This is a genomic window from Thiohalophilus thiocyanatoxydans (genome assembly GCF_004366735.1).
Classification (GTDB): domain Bacteria; phylum Pseudomonadota; class Gammaproteobacteria; order UBA6429; family Thiohalophilaceae; genus Thiohalophilus; species Thiohalophilus thiocyanatoxydans.
Genome location: NZ_SOQX01000005.1, coordinates 152,497 through 179,007, shown reverse-complemented (window position 1 = coordinate 179,007; position 26,511 = coordinate 152,497). Strand labels below are relative to the sequence as shown.

25 protein-coding genes are annotated in these 26,511 nt (G+C 60.6%); 19 read left to right on the top strand and 6 right to left on the bottom strand.

From position 1 onward, the window contains the following. Positions 1-22: 22 nt before the first annotated feature. The 3 genes from EDC23_RS10415 to EDC23_RS10405 are packed head-to-tail and all read left to right on the top strand — an operon-like array spanning position 23 to position 5,001. Complete coding sequence (locus tag EDC23_RS10415) at positions 23-1,096, top strand: HlyD family secretion protein (protein WP_134084281.1); 1,074 nt, start codon at positions 23-25, stop codon at positions 1,094-1,096. Then, a complete protein-coding gene (gene rbbA / locus EDC23_RS10410) occupies positions 1,093-3,876 on the top strand; it encodes a ribosome-associated ATPase/putative transporter RbbA (protein ID WP_134084279.1) in 2,784 nt (927 codons plus the stop codon). Before EDC23_RS10415 ends, rbbA begins: the two co-directional genes overlap by 4 nt. After that, on the top strand, positions 3,877-5,001 hold the full coding sequence (locus EDC23_RS10405; RefSeq protein WP_134084277.1) for an ABC transporter permease: 1,125 nt from the start codon (positions 3,877-3,879) through the stop codon (positions 4,999-5,001). Positions 5,002-5,052: 51 nt separating this feature from the next. On the opposite strand, the gene EDC23_RS10400 is transcribed toward EDC23_RS10405, so the two are convergent. Beyond that, positions 5,053-5,979: a DMT family transporter gene (locus EDC23_RS10400; protein WP_134084275.1), complete on the bottom strand. Its 927-nt coding sequence runs from the start codon at positions 5,977-5,979 to the stop codon at positions 5,053-5,055. A gap of 136 nt (positions 5,980-6,115) precedes the next feature. On the opposite strand from EDC23_RS10400, the gene EDC23_RS10395 reads away from it, so the two are divergent. The 7 genes from EDC23_RS10395 (at position 6,116) to EDC23_RS10365 (ending at position 10,717) form a co-directional block, all read left to right on the top strand. After that, the gene (locus EDC23_RS10395; RefSeq protein WP_243830767.1) at positions 6,116-6,871 is read left to right on the top strand and encodes an SDR family oxidoreductase; all 756 of its coding nucleotides are present in this window, start codon (positions 6,116-6,118) and stop codon (positions 6,869-6,871) included. 49 nt (positions 6,872-6,920) lie between these two features. Then, the gene (locus EDC23_RS10390; RefSeq protein WP_134084271.1) at positions 6,921-7,946 is read left to right on the top strand and encodes a sodium:calcium antiporter; all 1,026 of its coding nucleotides are present in this window, start codon (positions 6,921-6,923) and stop codon (positions 7,944-7,946) included. 68 nt (positions 7,947-8,014) lie between these two features. Continuing rightward, on the top strand, positions 8,015-8,365 hold the full coding sequence (locus EDC23_RS10385; RefSeq protein ID WP_134084269.1) for a DUF3147 family protein: 351 nt from the start codon (positions 8,015-8,017) through the stop codon (positions 8,363-8,365). A 280-nt stretch (positions 8,366-8,645) separates the two neighbouring features. After that, entirely contained in the window at positions 8,646-9,047 is a 402-nt protein-coding gene (locus tag EDC23_RS10380; RefSeq protein WP_134084267.1) for a DUF2703 domain-containing protein, read from the top strand. Between the two features lie 58 nt (positions 9,048-9,105). Beyond that, positions 9,106-10,065 (top strand): permease, encoded by a 960-nt coding sequence (locus EDC23_RS10375; RefSeq protein ID WP_134084265.1) that lies wholly within the window; start codon positions 9,106-9,108, stop codon positions 10,063-10,065. A gap of 72 nt (positions 10,066-10,137) precedes the next feature. Continuing rightward, positions 10,138-10,452, top strand: coding sequence for a hypothetical protein (locus tag EDC23_RS10370; RefSeq protein WP_134084263.1), 315 nt, complete (start codon positions 10,138-10,140; stop codon positions 10,450-10,452). 31 nt (positions 10,453-10,483) lie between these two features. After that, positions 10,484-10,717 carry a thioredoxin family protein gene (locus EDC23_RS10365; protein WP_134084261.1) on the top strand — a complete coding sequence of 78 codons (234 nt, stop codon included), beginning with the start codon at positions 10,484-10,486 and terminating at the stop codon, positions 10,715-10,717. 62 nt (positions 10,718-10,779) lie between these two features. Here the strand turns inward: EDC23_RS10365 and EDC23_RS10360 are convergent, their stop codons facing one another. From EDC23_RS10360 to EDC23_RS10340, 5 genes are all read right to left on the bottom strand, one after another. Beyond that, entirely contained in the window at positions 10,780-11,847 is a 1,068-nt protein-coding gene (locus EDC23_RS10360; RefSeq protein ID WP_166668836.1) for a thioredoxin family protein, read from the bottom strand. Positions 11,848-12,055: 208 nt separating this feature from the next. Next, complete coding sequence (locus tag EDC23_RS10355) at positions 12,056-13,789, bottom strand: chloride channel protein (RefSeq protein ID WP_134084257.1); 1,734 nt, start codon at positions 13,787-13,789, stop codon at positions 12,056-12,058. A gap of 51 nt (positions 13,790-13,840) precedes the next feature. Continuing rightward, positions 13,841-14,167 carry a hypothetical protein gene (locus tag EDC23_RS10350; protein ID WP_134084255.1) on the bottom strand — a complete coding sequence of 109 codons (327 nt, stop codon included), beginning with the start codon at positions 14,165-14,167 and terminating at the stop codon, positions 13,841-13,843. A 233-nt stretch (positions 14,168-14,400) separates the two neighbouring features. Continuing rightward, positions 14,401-16,782 carry a phosphoketolase family protein gene (locus tag EDC23_RS10345; RefSeq protein ID WP_134084253.1) on the bottom strand — a complete coding sequence of 794 codons (2,382 nt, stop codon included), beginning with the start codon at positions 16,780-16,782 and terminating at the stop codon, positions 14,401-14,403. Positions 16,783-16,904: 122 nt separating this feature from the next. Beyond that, a complete protein-coding gene (locus EDC23_RS10340; protein WP_134084251.1) occupies positions 16,905-18,005 on the bottom strand; it encodes an acetate/propionate family kinase in 1,101 nt (366 codons plus the stop codon). A gap of 380 nt (positions 18,006-18,385) precedes the next feature. On the opposite strand from EDC23_RS10340, the gene EDC23_RS10335 reads away from it, so the two are divergent. The 9 genes from EDC23_RS10335 (at position 18,386) to EDC23_RS10295 (ending at position 26,460) form a co-directional block, all read left to right on the top strand. Then, the gene (locus tag EDC23_RS10335) at positions 18,386-18,697 is read left to right on the top strand and encodes an antibiotic biosynthesis monooxygenase family protein (protein ID WP_134084249.1); all 312 of its coding nucleotides are present in this window, start codon (positions 18,386-18,388) and stop codon (positions 18,695-18,697) included. 100 nt (positions 18,698-18,797) lie between these two features. Then, entirely contained in the window at positions 18,798-19,250 is a 453-nt protein-coding gene (locus EDC23_RS10330) for a nucleotidyl transferase AbiEii/AbiGii toxin family protein (RefSeq protein WP_208321345.1), read from the top strand. Beyond that, a complete protein-coding gene (locus EDC23_RS14135; RefSeq protein WP_166668835.1) occupies positions 19,240-19,407 on the top strand; it encodes a hypothetical protein in 168 nt (55 codons plus the stop codon). Before EDC23_RS10330 ends, EDC23_RS14135 begins: the two co-directional genes overlap by 11 nt. A 534-nt stretch (positions 19,408-19,941) precedes the next feature. Beyond that, positions 19,942-20,409 carry a (2Fe-2S)-binding protein gene (locus EDC23_RS10320; RefSeq protein ID WP_134084245.1) on the top strand — a complete coding sequence of 156 codons (468 nt, stop codon included), beginning with the start codon at positions 19,942-19,944 and terminating at the stop codon, positions 20,407-20,409. Beyond that, entirely contained in the window at positions 20,406-22,616 is a 2,211-nt protein-coding gene (locus EDC23_RS10315) for a xanthine dehydrogenase family protein molybdopterin-binding subunit (RefSeq protein WP_166668834.1), read from the top strand. The genes EDC23_RS10320 and EDC23_RS10315 overlap by 4 nt, the downstream gene beginning before the upstream one ends. A 474-nt stretch (positions 22,617-23,090) precedes the next feature. Beyond that, positions 23,091-24,227 (top strand): ABC transporter permease, encoded by a 1,137-nt coding sequence (locus EDC23_RS10310; protein ID WP_134084241.1) that lies wholly within the window; start codon positions 23,091-23,093, stop codon positions 24,225-24,227. Next, complete coding sequence (locus EDC23_RS10305) at positions 24,224-25,033, top strand: ABC transporter ATP-binding protein (RefSeq protein WP_134084239.1); 810 nt, start codon at positions 24,224-24,226, stop codon at positions 25,031-25,033. The genes EDC23_RS10310 and EDC23_RS10305 overlap by 4 nt, the downstream gene beginning before the upstream one ends. Next, entirely contained in the window at positions 25,034-25,849 is an 816-nt protein-coding gene (locus EDC23_RS10300) for an MlaD family protein (protein WP_134084237.1), read from the top strand. It begins immediately after the preceding gene. Beyond that, positions 25,846-26,460: an ABC-type transport auxiliary lipoprotein family protein gene (locus EDC23_RS10295; protein ID WP_134084235.1), complete on the top strand. Its 615-nt coding sequence runs from the start codon at positions 25,846-25,848 to the stop codon at positions 26,458-26,460. The genes EDC23_RS10300 and EDC23_RS10295 overlap by 4 nt, the downstream gene beginning before the upstream one ends. The last annotated feature ends 51 nt before the right edge of the window (positions 26,461-26,511 follow it).

Here is a 26,511-nt window from a genome sequence, read left to right as displayed (position 1 = left end):
CCACGTCGGATTGAAAATAATAATGGCATCACAACAGCAAAAATGGTTATTTCGTGCTGCCGCCCTGGTGGTGCTCGGAATTCTGGCGATCTACGCCTGGCAACGTTATGCGGCAGAAGATGTCCACGACGGCCTGGTCAGCGGCAACGGCCGGATCGAGGCGGTGGAGATCGATGTGGCGGCCAAGACGCCCGGGCGCATTGCCGAGATCCTGGTGGAGGAGGGCGAGTTCGTCCGCGCCGACCAGACAGTGGCACGGATGGATAGCCGCTCGCTGGAGGCCCGCTATCGGCAGGCCGAGGCCGAGTTGCATCAGGCCGAACAGTCGGTCACCAACGCGCGCAGCCAGCTTGTCCAGCGACAAAGCGAAAAAGCGGCCGCCGAGGCGCTGGTAGTCCAGCGCCAGGCGGAACTGAGCGCAATGCAAAAGCGCGCCAGGCGTATTGCGGAGCTGGCTGAAAAAGGCGCGGTCTCGGCACAGGAGGCGGACGATGCCAATGCCAATGTTCAAAGCGCCGCTGCGGCACTGAGTGCCGCCCGCGCCCAGGTGGCGGCCACGGAGGCAGCCATTGCCACCGCGCGCAGCCAGATCGACAGTGCCCGCTCCGCCGTGGAGGCGGCGCGTGCCGCGGTGGAGCGCATCCAGAGCGACATTGATGACAGCACGCTGGTTGCCCCGCGCGACGGACGGGTGCAGTTTATCGTGGCCCGTCCCGGTGAGGTCATTGGCGCCGGCGGGCGGGTATTGAATCTGGTCGATCTCACGGACGTCTACATGACCTTCTTCTTGCCGACCGCCGTGGCGGGACGCCTGGCGATCGGCACCGAGGCGCGCATCGTGCTCGATGCGGCACCGGAGTATGTGATCCCCGCCCATATCTCCTTTGTCGCCGACGTGGCGCAGTTCACTCCCAAGACGGTCGAGACGGCCAGCGAACGAGAAAAGCTGATGTTTCGCGTGCGCGCGCGGATCCCCCGCGAACTGTTGAACAAATACATTGAGCGGGTCAAAACCGGCCTGCCCGGCGTCGCCTACGTGCGACTCGATCCCGAGGCGCCCTGGCCGGATCATCTGCAGCACAACCTGGTGCAATGAGCGGAGCCGGCGACGTGCAGCGATCGCCGGAGACCGGGCCTGTCGCACGGCTGCACGAAGTGAGTTTGCGTTACGGCAAGTTGCGGGCGCTCGATTCCGTTACGCTGGATGTGCCGGCCGGGTGCATGGTCGGTGTCATCGGCCCGGACGGTGTCGGCAAGTCGAGTCTGTTTGCCCTCATCGCCGGGGCCCGAAAGATCCAGACCGGTCGCATCGAGGTCCTCGACGGCGACATGGCCCGCGCACGCCATCGGCGTCGGGTTTGTTCGCGCATCGCTTACATGCCACAGGGACTGGGCAAGAACCTGTATGCCACTTTGTCGGTGTTTGAAAACATCGACTTCTTTGGCCGTCTGTTCGGTCATGCCAGAGAAGAACGCGAGCGTCGCATCGACGAGTTGTTGCAGGCGACCGGCATGGTGCCCTTTAAGGACCGCCCGGTCGGACAACTCTCCGGCGGCATGAAACAGAAACTGGGGCTCTGCTGCGCGCTGATCCACGACCCTGATTTGCTAATTCTCGATGAACCGACCACCGGCGTCGATCCTCTCTCACGCCGCCAGTTCTGGAAACTGATCGCCAGCATTCGTCACCATCACCCCGGCATGAGCGTGCTGGTGGCGACCGCCTACATGGAAGAGGCGGCGCGCTTCGATCACCTGGTGGCGATGAACGCCGGACAGGTGCTGGCTACCGGCACACCACAACAACTTCTGGCGCAGACCGCGACCGATAACCTCGAACAGGCCTTCATTCATCTGTTGCCTGACACCCTGCAGGCGGCGTATCAACCGGTGAAGCGCATCCCGCGCGAGTCAGGCGACGCGGAGCAGATCGCCATCGAGGCGCGCGATCTCACCATGCGCTTTGGTGATTTCACGGCCGTGGATCATGCCAGCTTTACGATTCGGCACGGCGAGATATTCGGCTTCATCGGTTCCAACGGTTGCGGCAAGACCACCACCATGAAAATGCTCACCGGCCTGCTGCCCGCCAGCGAGGGGGATGCATGGCTGTTCGGCCACCCGGTGGATCCGCATGACATCGATACCCGCCGCCGGGTGGGGTACATGACCCAGTCCTTCTCGCTCTACAACGAATTGACGGTACGCCAGAACCTGGTGCTGCACGCCCGTCTGTTTGGCATGGCGGCCGAAATGATCGCCGCGCGGGTGCAGGAGATGGCCGGCCGTTTCGAGTTAACCCGGAACATGGATGCGTTGCCCGGCGCATTGCCTCTGGGCGAGCGCCAGCGCCTCTCGCTGGCGGTCGCGCTGATCCATGATCCGGAAATATTGATCCTGGATGAGCCTACCTCAGGTGTAGATCCCATCGCGCGGGACCATTTCTGGAATGAGCTGATCGAACTGGCCCGGCGCGACAATGTGACCATCTTCATCTCTACCCATTTTATGAACGAGGCCGCGCGTTGCGATCGCATCTCGCTGATGCATGCCGGCAAGGTGCTGGTTACAGATACACCCTCCGCCATTACCCAGGCAGCCGGTGCCGATAACCTCGAGGAAGCCTTTATCCATCACCTCGAAACCGCCGTCGCCCGGACAACCCCGGAATCGGATGCGCTGGGTGAGACCATGCAAAACGAGGCCGGGCAAACGCAGCAGCGAGTCGGGGCGACCGACGCCAGATGGCGCCGCAGTCTGCGTCGCCTGTTCAGTTATACCCGGCGCGAGGGGCTGGAGCTGCAACGCGATCCCATCCGTCTGACCCTGGCCGTGCTCGGCAGCGCCCTGCTGATGCTGGTGCTCGGTTACGGTATCAGCATGGATGTGGAGGATCTCAGCTTCGCCGTGCTTGATCGTGATCGGACCACGGTCAGCCGGGATTACTCGCTCAACCTGTCGGGCTCGCGTTACTTCGATGAGCAGGCGCCCCTGCAAAGCTATGCCGAACTGGATCGGCGCATGCGCAGCGGCGAGCTCAGCCTGGCCATCGAGATCCCGCCGGACTTTGCGCGCGATCTGGCGCGCGGCGATCGGGTCGAGATCGGCGCCTGGATTGACGGCAGCATGCCGCAACGGGCCGAGACCGTGCGCGGTTATGTGCAGGGCATCCATCAACACTGGATCGCCGGCAGAATGCGCGAAATTTATGGCGATGCGGCGCTGGCCACGCCGGCGATCATTGAAACGCGCTTTCGCTACAACCCGGATGTAAAAAGTCTGCCGGCGATGGTGCCGGCGGTGATTCCGCTGCTGTTGATCCTGATCCCGGCGATCCTCAGCGCCCTGGCCGTTGTGCGCGAGAAGGAGCTGGGCTCCATCGTCAACCTCTACGTTACCCCGGTGAGCCGGCTGGAGTTTCTGATCGGCAAGCAGATTCCCTATGTGGTGTTGTCGCTGTTCAGTTTCGTGTTGCTGACCCTGCTGGCTATCTTTGCCTTTGGCGTGCCGTTCACCGGCAGCCTGCTGGCCCTGGGCATCGGCGCGGTGTTTTACGTGATGGCGGCGACGGCATACGGGCTGTTGATCTCCACCTTCGTACGCAGCCAGATCGCCGCGCTGTTCGGTACTGCGATCCTCTCCATGTTGCCGGCGGTGACGCTTTCGGGAATGCTTACCCCGGTCACCTCGCTGGAAGGGGCAGGGCGGATCATCGGTGAACTGTTCCCCACCACCCATTTTATGACTATCGCGCGCGGTACCTTCTCCAAGGCGCTGGGCTTTGCCGATCTGCAGGCCAGTTTCCTGCCGCTGATCCTGGCGATTCCGGTGTTGCTCGGCCTCGGCGCGTTATTATTGAAGAAGCAGGAGCGCTAAATGCGGGCCGCGCACAATATTTTACATCTGGGGATCAAGGAGCTGCGCAGCCTGGCACGTGATCCGATCATGCTGATACTGATCGTCTATGCCTTTACCTTTGCGATCTATACCGCCGCCACCGCCATTCCCGAGATACTGCACAAGGCGCCCATTGCGATGGTTGACGAGGATCGCTCGGCGCTGTCGCAGCGCATTACCGACGGCTTTTATCCACCCTATTTCCTGCCGCCGATCATGATCGACGCGGCACAGATGGACACTCGAATGGACGCCGGGCTCGACACCTTCGCTTTGCATATTCCCGCCGGGTTCCAGCGTGATGTGCTGGCCGGACGTACTCCCGCGCTGCAACTCAACGTGGACGCCACGCGCATGAGTCAGGCCTTTATCGGCACCGGTTATGTCCAGGCGATCGTCAGCGGCGAGGTTAACACCTTCGTGCAGGACTATCGTGCCACCCCCCGCATGCCGGTGGAGCTGGCCCTGCGTGCACGCTTCAACCCCGAGCTGAACGATGCCTGGTTCGGCGCGGTCGTTGAACTGATCGGCAACATCACCATGCTGGCGATCGTGTTGACCGGCGCGGCACTGATCCGCGAGCGCGAACATGGCACGGTAGAACATCTGCTGGCCATGCCGGTCACGCCCTTCGAGATCATGAGCGCCAAGGTCTGGGCGATGATGCTGGTGGTGCTGCTTGCCTCGGCGTTTGCCCTGCAGGTGCTGATACGCGGCATACTGGCCGTGCCCATTGAAGGATCGCTCGGGTTATTTCTGTTCGGCACGGCGCTGCATCTGTTCGCCACCACCTCCATGGGAATCTTCCTCGGCACCGTTGCCCGTTCCATGCCCCAGCTCGGGCTGCTGCTGTTTCTGGTGCTGTTGCCGCTGGAGATGTTGTCGGGCGGTACCACCCCGCGCGAGAGCATGCCGGAGATCGTGCGCACCATCATGCTCGCGGCACCCAATACCCATTTTGTCTCCCTATCCCAGGCCATATTGTTCCGCGGCGCGGGGTTTGATGTGGTCTGGCCGCAACTGCTGGCCCTGGTTGCCATCGGGGGCGCACTGTTTGCGTTCTCCCTGGCACGTTTTCGCAAAACACTGGGAACCATGACCTGAGTGTTGTTATCCCTGATGCCTTGGAAAGGTTTCAGGCCGGGCAAGAGGAAATTATCTCGGTGGCAACACCCGGATCGTGGGGCGGCGAAAGCCCAGCCGGTAAACCAGCAGGACCCCCACAGCAGCCACGACCAGTCCAATCACATCAGTCAGAATCAGCCGATCGCCAAAAAAGGCCCAGGCCATCAGCATGGTCACCGGCGGGCTGAGATAGAACAGACTGGCCACGCGGGTCGCATCGTGGCGGACCAGCAGTCGCCACATGCTCCAGTAAGCACCCAGCGATACCACCAGGATCAACCAGCTCATCGTGGCAATAAACGGCAGGGTCCAGTCGGTGGCAAAGTCCTCGACCAACCAGGCCGGCAGCAGCAGAGCCAGGGTTGTGGCGGCGCTTTGATAAAACAGCGTGGTATCGTCCCCCAGGCGGGGCGCCAGGCTGTGTCGCTCGCGGCGGCGTTGCAACAGGCTCGCCACCGTGATCGCCACCACGGAACCGAAGGGGATCAGATACGCCAGCATCCCGATGCTGGTGTCCTGGGATATCCGGGCGCCTACGGCAATCAACACGCCAAAAAATCCGAGAATCAATCCCAGCCATTGCCAGGCATCGGTACGCTCGCCAAGCACCGGACCGGACAGGGCGCCGGTCAACAGGGGTTGCAGGGCGGTGACCAGTGCAACGATGCCTGCCGGTACACCCATATCAAGCGAGATCAGCACACAAGCGAGCCAGACACCATGCGCGAGTATCCCGACTGTTGCCGTGTAACCGGCCGCGGCGTTGCCCGGCCAGGTGAGCCGACGGTGCAGGCCAAGCCATATGCCGAGCAAGAGAGTTAAAATCAGATAACGCCAGAACAACAGGGTCCAGGGCCCGGCAAACGGCAATCCGTATTCGGCGCCGATGAAACCCGAGTTCCACAGCAGCACGAACAGCAACTCGAGTCCGAACAGGCGAAGCATCATCTGTTTCATAAAGCGATTAACCTGAAGATCAATAAAATGTGTATGTCATGAAAAGACCGCCGTTGCAATCAGGTCGGGGTCACACTAGATTATGTGCCATCAGCGCAAGAGACAATCAAAATCTCAAAAAAAACAGGCTATGACGATGAATATTCTGATCACCGGCGGCGCGCAGGGTATCGGCAAGGGGCTGGCTGACTATTTTCTGGGGCGGGAACACAACGTGGTCATTGCCGATGTTGATGAAGAGGCCATGGCCGCCTGTCGTGAGGAGTATGCAAAGTTCGACAAGCAGCTGCTGGTGCAGCACTGCGATACCGCCAGCGAGGCCGGAGTTCGCAACACCGTGTCGGCCATGGGCGATCAGTTCGGACAGATCGATGCGGTGATCAACAACGCCGCTATTGCCGATCCCGAAACCGGCCCGATCGAGGAGCTGGATCTGGCACAGTGGGAACGGCGCCTGCAGGTGAACCTGACCGGCTATTTCCTGGTGGCCAAGCACACGATCCCGGCGCTGCGCCAAAGCGGGGGAAGCATCGTGAATATCGCCTCGACCCGGGCCCTTCAGTCCGAGCCGCATACCGAAGCCTATGCCGCCAGCAAGGGTGGGGTAGTGGCGTTTACCCATGCACTGGCGGTGAGTTTGGGGCCGGCTATCCGGGTCAACTGTATCAGTCCGGGCTGGATCGCCACCGACGACTGGCAGGCCCCTTCCCGGCGTCAGGCGCCACAACTGAGCGAGATCGATCACCACCAGCACCCGGCCGGGCGGGTCGGCCGACCCGATGATATTGCGGCCATGGTCGATTATCTGATCAGCGAGGCGGCGGGGTTTGTCACCGGCCAGAATTTCATTATCGACGGCGGGATGACGCGCAAGATGATGTATGCACCGTAACCGGCTATCTGAACAAGTCTGCTCCCGTTAATTCTGCTATGTTTTTGCAATGACTGACGCCCTGCTGCCCGCGGTTCTGGTTTTCGCGCTTGCCGCGATGTTCATTGCCGTGTTTGGCGTGCGCATGACCCACGTGGCCGGGGAGCTGGCACGGCGCACGGGGATGGGCGAGGCGATCATGGGCGCCCTGTTCATCGGTGCGGCGACCTCGCTGTCGGGGATCACCGCCTCGGTCACCGCCGCCTGGTCGGGGCACGCTTCCCTGGCGGTGAGCAATTCACTGGGCGGTATCGCGGCACAAACGGCCTTTCTGGCCATTGCCGATTTTTTCTACCGGCGGGCCAATCTCGAGCATGCCGCCGCCTCGGTGGAAAATCTGATGATGACCGCCTTTTTGATTATCCTGCTGTCGATTCACCTGGTGGCGCTGTCTGTCCCGCAGTTGAGCCTGCTGGGCGTCCATCCGGCGACGCCGGTGCTGATTATTACCTATCTGTTCGGCATGTGGCTGCTCAACCGTACCCACGAGATGCCCATGTGGTATCCCAAACGGACCAGCGATACCCGGCAGGAGAAGACGCATTCCCGACGCGCGCGCGGGGCGACGCTGTCCGGTCTCTGGCTGCGCTTTGTGGCGCTGGCAGCCCTGGTCGCCACGGCCGGCTGGTTCCTGACCCACGCGGCGGTCACCATCAGCCGGGAAACCGGGCTGGCCGAAGGGGTCGTGGGCGGGATATTTATCGCCGTTTCCACCTCCCTGCCCGAGCTGGTGATTGCCGTGACCGCCGTGCGCATGCGTGCCCTGACCCTGGCGGTGGGGGATATTATCGGCGGTAACGCCTTCGATACCCTGTTTATCGCCCTGTCCGATATTGTCTACCGGGAGGGGTCCATCTACGCGGCGCTGAGCCACTACGAGACCTTCTGGCTGGCACTGACCCTGTTGATGTGCGCGGTATTGATCATGGGATTGATTCAACGCGAACGCCACGGGATCGGCAATATCGGTCTGGAGAGTGCGACGCTGATCGTGCTGTATCTGGGGGGCGTGGGGCTGATCACCCTGGTATTGTGAACCGAGATGCCAGGGAAAGGGGCGGCCCCTTTGACCACTCCATTGCCCGGGTTCAGGAGGGGAACCGTATGGCGTATTACCTTGTTAAAATTGCCGTGACGACGCTGTTGATTGTGCTGATTTCTGAAATCGCCAAGCGCAGTACGTTAATCGGCGCCATCCTGGCATCGGTTCCCATCGTGTCCGTACTGGCCATGGTCTGGCTGTATATCGATACCCGGGATGTTGAACGGATCAGTACCCTGGCAACCAGTGTGTTCTGGCTGGTCCTCCCTTCCCTGGTATTGTTTATCGTTCTGCCGGTTTTACTGAAGCAGGGGCTGAACTTTTATTTGAGTCTGGGCGCCGCGATTACCGTGACAGTCGGCTGTTACTGGTTGATGGTCCATGTGCTGCACTATTTCGGCATAAAGTTATAACAACTCGTGTTCAGGGGCACGCCGCGTCAGGGCGGCGGGTGTTGCAGGCCAGTTGCCTGTCTGGCTTCAGTATTTCCTTGAGCGGTTGATTGTCCAACCCTCCTTATCACTATGTAATTCAATACCCACTATTTTCTTCAGTCTAAATATATGATTGACGATATATATGATAAATCATATATTATAGCCTGTTGCAAAGACGGGAACCATCGGTTCTGGTGCGTTGTCCCGTCGCCACGTCCATGCCTGAGTCTGCCCACGGCCACAGGAGAGAGCGGCTATGAGACAAGTTACGATCGAATGGCGTCATCTTGATGTCGATGGTCAGACCTGTGAGCGCTGCGGCGATACAGGTAATGCGTTGAACGATGCCATCCGCGCTTTGAACTGTGAATGCGCAGCGCAGGAGGTGGTGTTTCTGTTGCGCGACACACCGCTTTCCTGCGCCGACCTCGATCAGTCCAACGCGATCCGCATCGATGGGCGGCACATCGACGCGTTATTGCCGGATACCTCCGTCGGCAGCAGCGATTGTGCCAGCTGCGCTACGCTGGTCGGTGACGAGACCGCTGCGTGTCGCACATTAAAACAGGGCGAGGAGCGCTTCGAGACAATCCCCCCTGAGCTGATTCGCGAGGCGGCCTGCCGTCTCGTCGATTGCTGTGGCCGTGGTTGTGGTTGACGAGGCCGGTGTGAACTTTCACCGGCATTGTGCCTGCCAATGAGGATCAAGGTGAAACATGTTTGAGTATCTCGCCGATCTGCTGGTATTTGGCGGACTCGGGTTTGACCGGGCCTCGCATGCCGGCGCGGCCTTGCACTTCTTTGTCATGGATACGGCAAAGATCTTCGCCTTGCTGGTGATCGTCATTTATATCATGGGCCTGCTGCGCGCGATGTTGTCGCCGGAAAAGGTACGTGATTATGTGCGCGGTAAACCCAGATGGCTGGCACGCTCCTCGGCGGTCACCCTCGGCGCAGTGACACCGTTTTGCTCCTGCTCCTCGGTACCGCTGTTCATCGGTTTCGTCGAGGCGGGCATTCCGCTGGGTGTGACTTTCTCGTTTTTGATCGCCAGTCCCATGATTAACGAGGTCGCGGTGGTGATCCTGCTCGGTATTCTCGGCTGGGAGCTGACGTTAATGTATGTCGTCGCCGGCCTGACCGTGGCCTATGTGGGCGGGATGATCATGGAACGCTTCAGGCCCGAACGCTGGGTGGAATCCTATGTCTGGCAGATCCAGATGGGCGAGATGGCGCAGGAAGCGCCCGACACCTCACTCGCCGGTCGCCATCGTTACGCCTGGGGCGAAGTCAGGGAGATCGTCGGCCGCCTGTGGAAGTGGGTGATCGCGGGCATTGCTGTCGGTGCGCTGTTCCACGGCTATGTGCCCGAGGGCTGGGTGAGTGAACATCTGGGCGGCAAGGACAACTGGCTGGCCGTGCCCGGCGCAGTGTTGCTGGGCGTGCCACTCTATTCCAATGCCACCGGGGTGATTCCGGTGGCCGAAGCGATGCTCGGCAAGGGCGTGGCCATCGGTACCACGCTGGCCTTCATGATGAGCATCGCCGCGCTGTCGCTGCCGGAGATGATCATTCTGCGCAAGGTGATCCAGTGGCCGGCGCTGGCATTGTATGCCGGCGTACTGGCAGTCGCCTTCATGCTGGTGGGCTGGGGCTTTAACCTGTTTGCCCTGTAACGTGTCAGGAATATAACCGTGCGTAAACCACGACAAATCATAAACCCGATTAATTAACACAAGGAGACTCGCATGCAAGATGCCCCGCAACTGCACTCATCCATTGTCGCCATGGTCTCGCTGGCGTCAGGGATCGCGTCCAATCATCCGGATAGGGGCCAGTGCCAGCTGGATCGCCTGCGCCAGGCCGGCGTGCCGCAACAGCAGATCGACACGGTGATCGAGATCGCCCGCCACATCCGTGACGAGGCGGCGCAAAAACTCGACGCCGCCTTCGACGCGGCAGCCGGCGCCGCGGCCGCCGGCAAACCTAAAGTAGAGAAGGGCAAACCGGTGAGCGAACAGACCTGCTGCACGCCGACCGCCAGCGGTCAGTCCTGTTGCTAGCATGATTCTTTATATATAGGGGGATAGAACCATGAAGAATATCAAAGTACTCGGCAGCGGTTGCGCCAACTGCAAACGAACCTTCGCCCTGATCGAGGAGATCGTCAACTCGAAAGGCGTGGAAGTCGAACTGGAGAAGGTCAAGGACATCGCTGCCATCATGGGCTACGGTGTCATGTCCACCCCCGGCGTGGTGATCGACGACCAGGTGGTGCATGCCGGCGGTGTACCGGATCGCAAGAAGGTTGAAAGCTGGCTGGATTGATCGCCAGCTAAAAGCGTCCGGTCTCAACTATCGGGCAGTGAAAAAGTATTCGGAACGCTTGTTCAGTCCATGCCGCTTTTCTTTCGCACCTTGAATTGCTGCCATGCCTGATAGGTGTCATGGCGCTTGTAGGCGTCGGTTAGAATATAGTCCAGGACATTGTTCAAACGATAGACCCAGACGACCGAGTTGATACGGAGGATCTCATTGCCGTTTTCATCGAAAAATATAACGGTTGGGGAATAGTAGAGATCGAGTTCGTCAGCCCATTGCCGGGCAGTGAGTCGTCGGCCGTCGGGTGTGATAAGGCGGGTGTCCGATTGCATATCAAGCTGTACCACATCCATCTGTTTCAGGCGGGCCGTGATCCTGTCGGTGTCGAGCGGACCGGCGTGCAGTACATCACAGGCATGGCAGCGGGGTTGTTCGAAAAACACAGCCAGGGGGCGCGCAGCCGACATGCTGCTGCGGTCGAGCACATAGGGTTGAGATGCAAATGCCGGGTGGGCATTGAGCCGGTCCTTGCCGTAGCTTTCCGCCAGCTCGGCCCGGCTCAGGTAGTCCCCAAAGGGCTCGTTGGCGTAATGTTGATCGTTGACATATTCCAGCGCCGCGCGAAACTGGTATGGAGGATGATAGCCCTGCAGTTTGAGGACCACTTCTTTTTGCGCGTTGTAAAATAACAGGGAAGGTGTGAAGTCGGTCTGGTGCCTGATGGCAAAGGACTTCTCCTGGTAAACCTTGCCGTCAATGGCGGTGATATTGCGGGCGCCTTTGACATCGACAGCGATGACATCGAAGTTATCCCGGGTATATTTGACGATCTCCGGATTTTCCCAGTTGTTTTGCAAGTGTGCCTTGCAATAGGGGCAGTGCTCCTGGCCGAAGTAGACGATGATCCCTTCTTTGCCCGCCGCGACGGCTTCCTCGATATCATCGTAAAGATCCAGAAAGCTGAGCTTGAACCAGTCAGGATGGGTGACGGGCTCCTCCAGAGGCCTGTCGGAAAAAGGTTCGAGCAAATCGTTTTGCGCCTGCAGGCCGGCCGCGGCGGTGGCAAATGACAGGAAAAGGAGACAGCGGCGAATATACCGGCTAACGATCTTGAGAACAGACGGTTGTTCAATCACTGTTTTACCCAGGCGCCTTTGTCGGGTTTTCCCCGGAGTTCGGTAGGTCCCTTTTATAACAAAAGCGAAACGGGCTGTCTCGAAGAAAGGCCGATTGGTAAATCGGTAACGTCTATTCGTGCAAGGCGGTCTAATCAGTGAACGCCGGCTTTTGAATTATTTCGCGGCAAACGGACAGGACAGGCCGATCCGGTTGCCGGCCGACAGCTCAATAACGATAACTGCCTTCCACCTCGTCGCGGCTCAGCACCCCATAGATACGGGGCAGCCCCGGCACGTTCTGGCTGATGACATAGGCCATCTCCTTGCCGCTGTCGTGCAGGAGCTGGCGCGCCTCTTCCAGGGTGGCGCGCATATCGACAGCCACCAGGGTGCGGCGCTCGCCGGGCAGTTCCAGCAGATCGAACTGCTCGGCTTCGGGGGATTGCTTGCGCGCAAGGGCGAGATCCACCCCCGCCAGTGCCAGTTGCGGCGAGTCCGCTTCCCGGATCAATACCCAGACCGGCTCATTCTGCAGGGCGCGATCCACCTCGTCCGCCTCGACCTGCCTGGGCAGGACGGCGATCTTGCGGTTCATGGCGCCGGCCACGCCGATCCGGCGTAAGGACTGCGCCACCGGATCGCTGCGGTAGTCCAGGCCGCGGCCGCGCAGCAGGGTATGGAACAGGGATTCGCGCCGGAAGATCCGCCCGCTGACGATGGTCGAGGTCACCACCGCCAGCATCCCCGGCAGGATAAAGCCCGGCTCGCCGGTCAGCTCGAGGATCGCGATCAACCCGGCCATGGGCGCCTGCAGGGTGGCGGCCATCATGGCGCCCATGCCGATCATCGCGTACAGGCCGACACTGCCGGCCTCGACGATGCCCAGCTGAATGCCGATCACCCCCAGCAGGCCGCCGGCGGCCGCGCCGATAAAGAAGGTCGGGCCGATGATGCCGCCGGGCAGCCCCAGGCCGATGCCTCCGGCGGTGGCCAGCACTTTTACGATCAATACCACGAGCAACAGGCGCAGGGCGGTCTCGCCACTGAGGATGGCATTGACCGTGTCATCGCCGATGCCCATCACCTCGGGGACGAACAGCCCGCAGACGCCGACCAGCAGGCCGGCCAGCACGGGCCGCGACCACTGTGGCAGGCTGCGCCCGCGCAGGGCGACCTGCTGAAACAGGGCATTGAAGCCGGCGGCGAGCAGGCCGATCAGGATCCCGCATACCAATATATAAGGCAGCTGCGCCACGTTGCCCAACTGCACCTCGGGCACGGAAAAGGCGTAGGTGTCGCCGAAGATCAGCTGGCTGATGGCGGTGGCGCTGACCGTGGCCAGAATCACCGGGGCAAAACCCGCGACGGTGTATTCGAGCATCAGCACTTCCATGGCGAATACCGCCCCGGCCAGTGGCGTGTTGAAAGAGGCGGCAATGCCGGCGGCGGCGCCGCAGGCGGTCAATACCCGCAGACTGTTATGCGGCAGGCCCAGTGCCTGGGCCGGCAGATTACTGCTGGCCGCTCCCAGGTGGGCGCTCGGCCCCTCGCGGCCGACCGAGTGACCGGCGATCATCGAAATCGCGCCGCCGAAAAACTGCACCACCGCGTTAATCCAGGGCAGGCGGCCCTGATGATAGGCCAGGCGTTCGATCACGTGCAGCACGCCCACGGTCTGGGCCGGACCGGACACCAGGCGAAACAACCCTCCGACCAGCAGCCCGCCTGTCAGGGCGATCCCCAGTCGCCAGTGCCAGGGCAGGGACTCGAAATCCCCGGCCTGCGCCATCGGATACAGGGTTGTCTGCGCGGTGTCGACCAGCAGGCGCAGGGCGATGATCGTCAGGGCCGCCAGGATGCCGGCGATCAGCCCGAGGAAGGAGAGGGGCAATACCGCGTCCGGGCGGGCCAGCTGGATCCGGAATCCCTCCAGCCATTCGCGCATCGTCGACGGGATCATGGATTGTCTCGGTCAGTGGCAAAGGGCGAGTGTTGCCCGGGCGGGCGTCGCTCAGGAAGCCGGCGGTTCGCCATGCAGCGCGGTGAGATAGGCGTCGACCTCGGCCATGAGATGATCCAGCGAACCGCTGACCAGATGCCGCCCCTCGCCGTCATGGGCACAGTAGGCATCCTGTTCGCGATCCCGGCTGAGGGAGAGGATCAGATATTCGTCCGCGCCGCCGGCGAACAGCTGAAAAATATCGTCATCATCGTCGTCTTTGGCCCAGTGCCAGCGCGTCGCCCGACCGTGGGCGACTTCATGGCCGGCAAAGCTTTCCACGCGTTCGCGATCGTGCTTGCCGAAAAAATTGTCGGGGAATTCAATAATCTCCGCCATCAGTTTCTCCCGTTGTCACAGTTCATCGGATCGGCAGGCCCTGCCACGTCATCCCCGGGCGGCGCCCGGCAGCCCAGTCTTGCATCCCTGGACGCGGCTATCAAGCAGCGGCAAAGGGCTGAATTCTGAAAGCGGGATCTGACGCCCGCGCGGCGAGTGACTTTTTGAGCGACAAGGCGTCACCCGGACTCACCCCGTTGAGGCGCCGGCCTGTTGCTTCGATAAAAGCGAGCTCAGTCCATACTCCAGCGCCAGTCGTTGATTTCCGGTTTGTCGATGCCATATTCATAGGCATAGTTACGGCAATCGATCTGCAGGTCACGCATTTTTTCCTTTACGTGCGCGCCGCTGACCAGCAGGCCGGGGACCCGGTTGATGACATCGATAGTCAGGCTGAAGCGGTCGATCTCATTTTCAATGGCGAGATCCATCGGGGTGTTGATGTTGCCTTTTTCCTTGTAGCCGCGCACATGCAGGTTGCTGTGGTTAGTCCGTCGGTAAGTGAGCCGGTGAATCAGCCAGGGATAACCGTGGAAGTTAAAAATGATTGGCCTGTTACATGTGAACAGGCTGTCGAAGTCACGATCCGAGAGTCCGTGCGGATGCTCGCTCTCCCCTGACAGGGTGTACAGATCCACCACGTTGATAAAACGGATCTTCAACAAGGGAAAATGTTCGCGCAGCAGCTGCACGGCCGCCAGCGCCTCTTTGGTGGGGATGTCGCCGCAAGCGGCCATCACCACATCGGGCTCGCCGCCCTGATCGTTACTGGCCCAGTCCCAGATCCCGAGCCCTTTGGTACAGTGGCGAACAGCGGCATCCATATCCAGATATTGCAGATGTTGCTGTTTGTCAGCAACGATCACATTGACGTCATTGCGACTGCGCAGGCAGTGGTCGGCGACGCTTAGCAGGCAGTTGACATCCGGCGGCAAATAGATGCGCGTCACCGAAGGGCTTTTGTTGACCACCAGATCGAGGAAACCGGGATCCTGATGGGTGAAACCGTTGTGATCCTGTCGCCAGACCGTGGAGGTGATCAACAGATTGAGGGAGGCGATCGGTGCGCGCCAGGGAATATCCTCGGCAATATCCAGCCACTTGGCGTGTTGATTGAACATCGAGTCAATGACATGCACGAAGGCTTCATAAGTGGAAAAGAAACCGTGCCGGCCGGTCAGTAGATAGCCTTCCAGCCAGCCTTCCAGGGTATGTTCCGAAAGCAGTTCCATGACCCGACCGTCGGGCGACAGTTCACCGCCGTCGTCATCCTGCGGCAGGGTTCCGGCCAGCCAGGTCTTGCCGCTGGCTTCATAGACGGCTTGTAGTTTGTTGGAGCTGGTCTCGTCCGGACCGAACACGCGGAAGTTATGCGGGTTGGCCCGCAGGATGTCGCGCAGCATTTGCCCCAGCGGGAAGGTGTTACCGGCCAGGGTGGCGCCGGGGCGTTTGATCTCGACAGCGTAGTCGCGAAAACTCGGCAGGCGCAGGTCCCGGCGCAGTACGCCGCCGTTGGCATGCGGGTTGGCGCTCATGCGGCGGATGCCGCGCGGTGCCAGTGCCCGAAGTTCCGGGATCAGGGTGCCCTGTTCGTCGAACAGCTCCTCGGGTTTGTAACTGCGCAACCAGGTTTCCAGTTGTTTGCGTTGTTTGGCATCGTCGCGTGCCTGCGGCAGCGGGACCTGGTGGGCGCGCCAACTGCCTTCGACCTGGTGACCGTCGACTTCTTTGGGGCCGGTCCAGCCCTTGGGGCTGCGCAGCACGATCATCGGCCAGCGCGGACGCTGCGGCCGGTTATTGTCCCGCGCCTCGGCCTGGATTTGCCGAATCTCACGAATGCAGTTCTCCAGAGTAGCGGCCATCTTCTGGTGCATTTGTTGCGGATCATCGCCTTCGACAAAATAAGGTGTCCAGCCGTAACCCTTGAGCAATGCTTCGAGTTCTGCGTGGTCGATACGCGCCAGCACCGTGGGGTTGTTGATCTTGTAGCCGTTGAGATGCAACACCGGCAACACGGCACCGTCGCGTATCGGATTGAGGAACTTGTTGGCATGCCAGGCGGTGGCCAGCGGGCCGGTTTCGGCCTCGCCGTCGCCGATCATCACCGTTACCAGCAGATCGGGATTATCGAAGGCAGCGCCAAACGCATGAGACAGGCTGTAACCCAGCTCGCCGCCTTCGTGAATCGAGCCGGGCGTTTCCGGTGTGCAGTGGCTGCCGATACCGCCGGGGAAGGAAAAGGCCCGAAAAAAGCGTTGCATGCCTTCTTCGTCTTCGGCCTTGTTCGGGTAGATTTCCGAGTAGGTCCCCTCCAGATAGACCGGTCCCAGCACCCCCGGTGCGCCGTGACCCGGCCCGGCGATAAAAATCGCGTCCAGATCATAGCGGTTGATCACTCGGTTGAGGTGGGTATACACAAAACTCAGTCCCGGGCTGGAACCCCAGTGCCCCAGCAGCCGTGCCTTGATATGCTCGGGTTTAAGTGGCTCACGTAACAGCGGGTTGTCGCGCAGATAGATCATGCCGGCGGCCAGATAGTTACAGGCACGCCACCAGGCGTGCAGCTGCTCCAGCTCCTGCTGGCTCAAGGGATCGTTAATGGTGTTCGTGTCCATGAGTTCCTCCTGGAACAAGATTGGATGTTGCTTCCAATGCCGTTGTGGCGACAGATGCTTGATCAGCATCGCCGATAGTCGGGTTTGCCTGACTGCAAATGTTTGTGCGGCAACCTCTCGGGTCAGGTGTCCAGTAGTTGCCAGGCCTGTTCCGCCATCAGTCGCGCTTCATCGACCGGTAATACCCAGGCGGCGATCCGGCTGTCGGAACGGCTTATCCGACCGGCTTCGCCGAGGGTTGCCTGGTTGGCATCGGGATCAAGATCAATTCCCGCCCAGCCCAGGTAGCCCAGAATGCGGGCCCGGATCGGCGGCGCGTGCTCGCCCACCCCGCCGCCGAATACAATCCCGTCCGCGCCACCCAGTACCGCCAGATAGGCCCCGATGTATTTGGCCGCCCGGTAGCAGTAGAGGTCGACGGCCTGCTGCGCCCGGGGTTCCGTCGAATCCAGCAGATCACGCATGTCGCCGCTCAGCCCGGAGATACCGAGCAGGCCGCTGTGCCGGTTGAGCAGGTTATCGAGCTGTTCCGGCGTCATGCCCTGCTGATGCTGTAAATAAAGCAGCAGGCCGGGATCGAGATCGCCGCTGCGGGTCGCCATCACCAGACCCTCCAGCGGGGAGAACCCCATCGAGGTGTCGAGCGGCTTGCCACCACGAATGGCGCTGATGGAACAACCGGCACCCAGCTGCAGAGTGATGAGGCGTGTTTTCGAATGTCCCGATTCGTGTCGAAGCCAGGCCTGCCACATGGCCTGATGCGCCAGACCATGGAAACCGTAGCGGCGCGGTTCATGATCGCAACTTAGATCAGAGGGCAGGGCATAACGGGCGGCGCGCCCGGGCATCGAATGGAAAAAGCCGGTATCAAACACCGCCACGTGCGCTGTTTCTTGCGGCAGCAGTTTACGCGCGGTTCGGATCAGCGCCAGTGCCGGCGGGTTGTGCAGTGGGGCAAGTGGCGCCAGCGCTTCGATACGGGACTCGACCTCAGTATCGATGTGACAGGCGTCGCTGAAATAACTGCCGCCGTGCACGACCCGATGGACTACGCCGCGCACATCCTGCAAGTTGTGCTCGTCAATGAATTGTCGCAGCAGTTCGTCGCAGGCCCCGGCTTCCGTCTCATGCCGGGCAGTGGCGAGCTGTTGTAATTCCCCGCCCTCGCGCCGATACGCTGCCAGGCGCAGTGAGGAACTGCCGCTGTTGATAGTCAGGAACATATGATTGACTGTAGCAGGCCTGAACGCATTCTGTATGACTGCGATGACATAAAACAGAATGCGCCATTAAAGAGGGTAAGATGGCACAAAGGGCGGATGTTCGGTATGTGTTATTCGAAACATTGCGTTGCCGGGACCCCGATTAAAATCAACATATAAGGATTATGGAGATGGCTACACGCAAGAGAGATGTGAATAAGGGCGTGGAAAAATGCGTGGTTTTAATTTTAATCGCTGCGGATAACCCTGTCCCGCCATAGCGTCCACTTTCCCCTGCTTATGAAACAGACCCTGTGACAAAAACAACCTGTTATTTACCGCCTGTGTCTCTGCTAAACTCCCGCTTATTGATAAATATGCCAATACCTGGAGTTAACACGATGTTTATTGTCGCCAATCGCGTGCCGGTCGCCGCCGGCTGGGAAGAGACCTTTGAGGAACGTTTTCGAAAACGGGCCGGTCAGATCGACCAGCAACCGGGCTTTGTGCGCATGGAAGTCCTCCGGCCAGAGAGTGACGAGGCGCCCTATGTGGTGCTGACCACCTGGCGGGATAAGGCGTCATTCGAGGCCTGGGTGGGCAGCGAGGATTTCAAACTGGCCCACAGCAACCCCATGCCAAAGGAGGCGTTCGACGGCGAGGGCAAGCTGGAAATGCACGAGGTGATCGTGGCAAGCGAACAATCCGGTTAACAGCCGTAAGCCGGATCAGGCATGACGCGGGAAAAATCAGAGCTATAATCAATCTATGTCGGTTTATTTGCCACTATTCAAAGCCCTGAATGTAGCGGACGTGCAATATATTGTCGTTGGCGGGCTTGCAACAGTACTGCATGGCTATGCCAGATTGACTGCTGACATCGATCTGGTTATTAATCTTGATAAAAAGAAATCAGAACAGGCCCTCAAGGTCTTGCTGTCAATTGGTCTGAAGCCCCGGCTACCGGTCGATCCAATGCAGTTCGCGGATGAGACAATCCGTGAATCCTGGGTAAACGAAAAAAATATGATGGTATTTTCGTTCTACCATCCTGATAACCCTATGATGGTGGTCGACATATTTGTACGTGAACCCTTTCCATTTCAGGGTATGAAAAAGCGAGCTGTGCTGATGGATATCGGAGGAGAAAGCGTTCCGGTATGTTCTATAAACGATCTCATCGCCATGAAATCGAATACCGGCAGAGCCAAAGATGAAGAAGACATTAAATATCTACAGAGCTTGTTAAACAATAATGAACAGTGAAACGAAATTCGACAAACTGACCGCAGACGAAGAAGCGCATCTGCGTTTGTGGGCCAGCGCAACCCCCGCCCAGCGTCTGGCCTGGCTGGAGGAGGCGCAGCGGATCGCGTATCAGTCTGGTGCGTTGCAACAGAGCCGGAACAAAACTCGCGAATAATCATATTCTATGATTTTATCGAAAACATCAGGAATAAGGCCTGATCACGAGGCCCATTCACTTGAACGATTGAGGATAGCGATTAAACTTTGCACTCAGCACTCAGCACTCAGCACTCAGCACTCAGCACTCAGCACTCAGCACTCAGCACTCAGCACTCAGCACTCAGCACTCAGCACTCAGCACGCACTCAGCACTCAGCACTCAGCACTCAGCACTCAGCACTCAGCACTCAGCACTCAGCACTCAGCACTCAGCACTCAGCACTCAGCACTCAGCACTCAGCACTCAGAACTCAGCACTCAGCACTCAGCACTCAGCACTCAGAACTCAGCACTCAGAACTCAGCATCGGTGCGTGGGAGGCATACCTCGGGTCCATCCAGATTGCCGGACACCGCTTCGCTATGTCCGGCCTACCTGTTCTGTTCGAAAGCTGCCTACTTTTCTTTTCCCACAAAAACTACGTCAAAACCCTGTTGTTAAGTTCGCCTGCCCGGTCTAGACTTTTGGCAGGATTTTTGGAGGGTTTCGCATGGCGACACTGAACATCAACGGCGAGACGGTCGAGGTAGAGGTCGATGGCTCGACGCCGCTTCTCTGGGTACTGCGTGAGCAACTGGGACTGACCGGCACCAAGTATGCCTGCGGCATCGGCCTGTGTGGTTCGTGCACGGTGCATGTGGATGGCGAGGCGGTGCGCTCCTGCACCGTGCCGGTCTCTTCCATGGATGCCGACAAAAAGATCGTCACCATCGAGGGGCTCTCGGCGGATAACAGCCATCCGTTGCAACAGGCTTGGAAAGAGCTGGATGTGCCGCAGTGCGGTTACTGCCAGCCGGGGATGATCATGGCCGCGGCGGCACTGCTGAACAAGAATCCCGAACCCGATGATGAGGCGATCAATCAACAGATCACCAACATCTGTCGCTGTGGCACCTTTAACCGGGTGCGGCGCGGGATTCATCTGGCCGTCGACATCAACAAGCGCGGGAGGTCGTGATGAAAAACGATACGCTGAACGTCTCGCGGCGCGAGTTTCTGATCACCAGCACCCGCGCGGCCGGATTGGGCGTGGGCTTCTCCCTCGGGCTTTACTTGCCCATGAGCACGACAGCCGTCGCCGGCGAGTGGGATGAGCTGCCCTCCGAAGGTTTGCCCGAGATTGGCGCCTGGGTCGTCATCCAGCCCGATGACACGGTGATCATCCGTATCGCCCGTTCCGAAATGGGGCAGGGCACCCTGACCGGCCTGGCGCAACTGGTGGCCGAGGAGCTGGAGTGCGACTGGGACAAGATCATCACCGAATACCCGACCCCCGGCGAGAATCGTGCGCGGGATCGGATCTGGGGCAGCTTTTCCACCGGCGGCAGTCGGGGAATCCGCGACAGCCACCGCTATGTGCGCAAGGGTGGGGCCGTGGCGCGGGAGATGCTGCTGCAGGCGGCGGCCGATCGCTGGGATGTGCCCAAAGGCGAATGTCGCGCGGCCAACAGCGTGATTACGCACCAGCCCAGCGGCCGCACGGTCACCTACGGCCAGGTTGCCGAGGCGGCATCCGAGCTGATCCCGCCCCAGCATGTCGAGCTCAAGGATCCGGACGAGTGGCAGATCATCGGCAAGCCGATCCCGCGCCTGGATACCGACGACAAGCTCAACGGCAAGCAGATCTTCGGCACCGATCTGCAGCTACCCGGCATGCTCAACGCGGCCATCAAGGCGTGTCCGACCTTTGGCGGCAGGCTCAAGTCCTTCGATGAGAAAAAGGTGACCGGCATGCCCGGCGTGCGCAAGGTGGTACGTGTGGGCGAGGACGCCGTCGCCGTGGTGGCCGATACCTGGTGGCAGGCCAACCAGGCACTGGACGCGCTGCCAATCACCTGGGACCACGGGCCGAACGCCAAACTCGACAGTGCCGCCATCGACCAAATGCTCGAAGAGGGGCTGAGTTCCGACAAGGAGGTCTTTGTCGGGAACAAAGCCGGCGATGTGAACAGGGCGTTGAAGGGCGCGGCCAAAACGGTCGAAGCGACGTACCGTTATCCCTACCAGAACCACGCCACCATGGAGCCGATGAACGCCACCGCGTTGTGGAGCAAAGACAAGTGTGAAGTCTGGTGCCCCACGCAAAACGGCGAGGCGGCCCTGAAAGCGGCGGTTGATGCATCCGGGTTACCGGTGGACAAGTGTGAGGTGTACAAGATCCACCTGGGCGGCGGCTTCGGCCGGCGCGGCGCGTTTCACGACTTTGTCACCCAGGCGGTGAACATTGCCAAACAACTGCCGGGCAGCCCGGTCAAGTTGCTCTGGAGCCGCGAGGAGGACATGGCCCACGGCCACTACCATCCTATCACTCACTGCAAGCTGGTCGGCGGCCTGGATGAGGCCGGCAACCTGACCGGCCTGAACGTGCGCATCTCGGGCCAGTCGATCCTCGCCACGGTGATGCCCGACGGGCTGCAGGATGGCATGGATCCCGTCACTTTCCAGGGCTTTCATGCCGAGGGCGATCACGCCATCAGCTACACGGTGCCCAACCTGCTGGTCGAGCATGCCATGCGCAACCCGCCGGTGCCGCCGGGCTTCTGGCGCGGGGTGAACATCAACCAGAATGCTATATATATGGAGTGCTTTCTGGATGAACTGGCCCACGCCGCGGGCAAGGACCCGCTCGAATTTCGCCGCAGCCTGATGGCCGATCAGCCCAAAAGCCGGGCGGTGCTCGATGTCGTGGCCGAAAAGGTTGGCTGGGGCAAACCGGCCGGCGACGGCGTGCATCGCGGCCTGGCGGTGGTCAAGACCTTCGGCAGCTATGTGGCCGCCTGCGCGGAAGTGTCGGTGGATGACAAAGGCAAGTTGAAAATACATCGCATCGTCGCCGCCACCGATCCGGGCCATGCCGTCAACCCGCAACAGATCGAGGCACAGGTGGAAGGCTCGTTCGTTTATGGTCTGTCAGCCCTGCTCTACGGCGAGTGCACCATCAAGGACGGCGGTGTCGAGCAAACCAACTTCCACGACTTCCCGTCGCTGCTGATGGACGAGATGCCGGAAGTGGAAACGATCGTCATGCCCTCCGGCGGTTTCTGGGGCGGCATCGGCGAGCCCACCATCGCCGTCGCGGCCCCGGCGGTGCTCAACGCGATCTTCGCCGCCACCGGCAAGCGGATTCGACGTGTGCCGATCACGCAGCAGCTGGCTGCTTCGTGAAGGGCCGAGGTACGAGGTACGAGTGACGAGGAGAACACCTTACTGATGGATCGGTAGGAGCGGCTGCGCCGCGATAGATCGTGCGGGCTGCCCGGGCTTATCGCGCCGGAGGCGCTCCTGCTAATGCTGCTAACTGTGACTGCCATCTGCCGACTTTTTTGTAGCTGAAAGCCCCTCCTGCAAGACCTCGTCCCTCGTAACTCGGTCCTGCGTCCGAGGGACGCCGATCAAATGCTGCCAACTGCCGACTTTTTTTGTGGCTGAAAGCCCGTCCTGCAAGACCTCGTCCCTCGTAACTCGACCTCGGCCCTGAACTGCCCGAAGGGCCGTTGTAGTGGTACAGTGAGATACCGATACACTTCGGGCTATTAGTGAACAGGATGTTATCCCGGACATGAGTATGTGTGAACGACAGGTGGTTTCAGGTTCCCGATTTCGTTATCGCTATCGGATGAGTGGGGAGTGGTGGCGGATATGACCGCGTCCGCGCCGGGGCAGGTGCGCCAGGAAGCCGGGCCGGAGGGCGTCGCGCTGCTCCTCACTGGCGACTGGACGCTGCTGCATTACACGGCGTTAAGCCGGTCGGTGGGAAAACTGACCCTGGATAACGCGACGCCGGTGCGACTGGATCTTCAGGGGGTTGGTGAGATGGACTCGGCCGGGGCCACGTTGCTGGTCCGGTTGCTGGGGACCGAACGGACCCAGGCTCTGCCGGAGTCCGTGCCGGGGCTGACCCCGGAACGCCGCGAGCTGTTGCTGACCGTCTGCAATGCGTTGTTGCATCCGGTTCTGGATACCCGCCAAAACCGCTATGTCTTTGGCGATGTGACGGCGCGCATCGGACGTGCGAGCCTGATCATCGGTCGGGATCTGGTGACGTTGCTCGATTTTATGGGGCGAACGTTGCTGACCTTTCTGAGGGTGTTGCCGCGACCGCGGCGCTGGCGTCTCACGCCGCTGGTCAGTCACATCGAACAGATCGGCTTCAATGCTGTGCCCATCGTCGCGTTGCTGACCTTCCTGGTCGGGGCGGTCGTGGCTCTGCTGGGTGCCACGGTGCTGGTCGATCTCGGGCTGACCATCTACACGGTAGATCTGGTGACCTATTCATTCATGCGCGAGTTTGGCGTTTTGCTTACGGCGATCATGCTGGCCGGGCGGACCGCCAGCGCCTTCACCGCGCAGATCGGTTCGATGAAGGCCAACGAGGAGCTTGATGCCCTGCGTGTGCAGGGGCTGGATCCGATCGAGTTGCTGGTATTGCCCCGGATACTGGCGTTGATGGTGAGCCTGCCCCTGCTGACATTTATTGCCGTTCTCTCCGGGGTGGCCGGCGGCGGGCTGGTGTCGCACCTGTCACTGGATATCTCTGTTTCACGTTATCTGGAGATCGTCAATGCGGTGCCCCTGCAACACTTCTGGGTCGGCCTCTCCAAGGCACCGCTGTTCGCTTTTATCATCGGCCTGATCGGCTGTCTCGAGGGCTTCAAGTCCGGCGCCAGCGCCGAGTCGGTCGGGTTGCATACGACCTCGAGTGTGGTGCAGTCGATCTTCATCGTGATCCTGCTCGATGCCGTGGCGGCCCTGTATTTCATGGAGGCGGGCTGGTGAGTCAGGCGAGTGACAACACGGGGCGTGAAGCGCTGGTGCAGGTCCGGGGACTGGTGAACCGCTTTGGCGAGCAGGTGGTGCATGACGGGCTGGATCTGGATCTCTATCGCGGCGAGATTCTCGGTGTGGTGGGCGGCAGCGGCACCGGCAAGTCGGTATTGTTGCGCAGCCTCGTGGGACTGCTGCAACCGGCCGCCGGGACGGTCCATTTTCTGGGCGAGGATCTGTATGCCCTGTACGAGATGGACCGGGCGCGGCTGATATGCCGCAGCGGAGTGCTGTTTCAAAAAGGGGCACTGTTCTCATCGTTAACGGTCCTTGAAAACATCGGGGTGCCGCTGGTCGAACATGCCGGGCTGAGCCGTTCCCAGGCCGAGTCGCTGGCCTGGGTCAAGCTGGCATTGGTCGGCCTGGCGCCGGAGGCCGGCCTCCGCTATCCCGCCGAGCTCTCCGGCGGCATGGTCAAGCGCGCGGCTCTGGCGCGCGCGCTGGCGCTCGATCCCCCCTTGTTATTTCTCGACGAGCCCAGCAGCGGGCTCGATCCCATCGGCGCGGCGGCCTTCGACCGGTTATTATTAACCCTGCGCGACGCTTTCGGGTTTAGCGTGTTCCTGGTGACACACGATCTTGATACGCTGCATGCTGTCTGCGACCGGGTGGCGGTGTTAGCCGACAAACGCGTACGGGTTACCGGCACCCTCGAGGAGGTGGCTGCGACCCCGGATAGCTGGGTGCAGGACTATTTTCATGGACCGCGCGGTCGTACCGCGCAACAGGCCACCCAAACCACCGACGAGGTTAGTTAGATGGAAACCCGTGCCCACCATATACTGATTGGTCTGTTCACCATGGCGGTGGTCGCGGGCGGTATGTGGTTCGTGCTGTGGCTGGCCGACGGCGGTCCGACCGAGGAGAGCGAAACCGCGCTCTACGATGTCGTTTTTCGCCAGTCGGTTACCGGCCTGTCGAGCGGCAACCGCGTTCTGTATAACGGCATTCCGGTGGGGCTGGTCGAGCAGATCCGGATCGATCCGGACGATCCGCGGCAGGTCATTGCCCGCATCAGGGTGAGCGCCAGCACGCCGGTCCGCCAGGACACCCTGGCCGAGTTGGTTCTGGCCAACCTTACCGGCGCCAGCGAGATCCAGTTGCTTGGGGGGGCGGCGCAGAGTCCGCCGCTGGAGCGGGCCGATGGCGGCGTGCCGCAAATTACGGCAAGAGCGTCGCAAATTGGCCGGCTGAGCGAGGCGCTGACAGAAATCCTCGACGATGCCTCGCGGCTGATTGAGAACAGCAATCGGCTGCTGTCCAAAGAGAATACCGCCCATCTGACGCGCAGCCTTGAGAACCTCGACCGGTTTACCGGAACGCTGGCCGGTCAGAGCGAGGCAATGCGCCAGGGGGTCGAGAACCTCTCGCGGGCCAGCACGCGGATCGATCGCTTACTGCGCGAGAACGAGGCGGCGCTGGCGGATGGCATGCAGGGGCTGGACGAACTCGGCCCGGCACTCGATGAGCTGCGCCGTTCCACGGCCGCCGTTCGCAAAGCGGTGGAGCGTTTCGATCAGAATCCGGGCGGCTATCTGCTCAATCGTGAACCTGTCAGGGAGTTTCAGCCATGAGATCATTGGTGCAAGGGAGCAGGCTGATCGGGCTGGGGCTTCTCGTAATAACGGGCCTGAGTGGCTGCAGCATCCTTCCCGAACCGGCGCCCCAGGACATTTACCGGTTGCCGCCCTCCAGGGTGGCGGATGGCGGCGCTGAACACAGAGAACTCTCCTTACGTCTTCAGCGTCCCTCGGCCAATGAGCTTTTGAGCACCACGCGGATCGTGGTCGTACCGCAGGGTCACCAGCTGAATGTTTATCCGAATGTCCGCTGGAGTTCGCCGGCGCCGGCATTATGGCGGGATCACTTGCTGGAGGCCTTTGCTAATGACGGGCGCATTACCCGGCTGAGCAGCGGGCGCGAACAACTGCGGGCCGATGTCGAACTCGGCGGGACACTACGCGCATTCCAGGTCGAATATGCGGCGGGCGTCCCGGAGGTGCGCATTCGCCTGGATGCCCACCTGGTCGAGATCAGCGGCAAGCGGATTATCGCTACGCGGCGCTTTGCCGTCCGGGAGGCGGTGGAAGGCGAACAGGTCCCGGCGGTGGTCGACGCCTTCGGGCGAGCCAGTGATGCGCTGGCGGCCGAGCTGATCGACTGGACAGTCGCGCAAATGAATTAGTTTCGCATCGGGTGAAAGAGAGCAAGCAGAACACACTTCGCCCCGCTACCT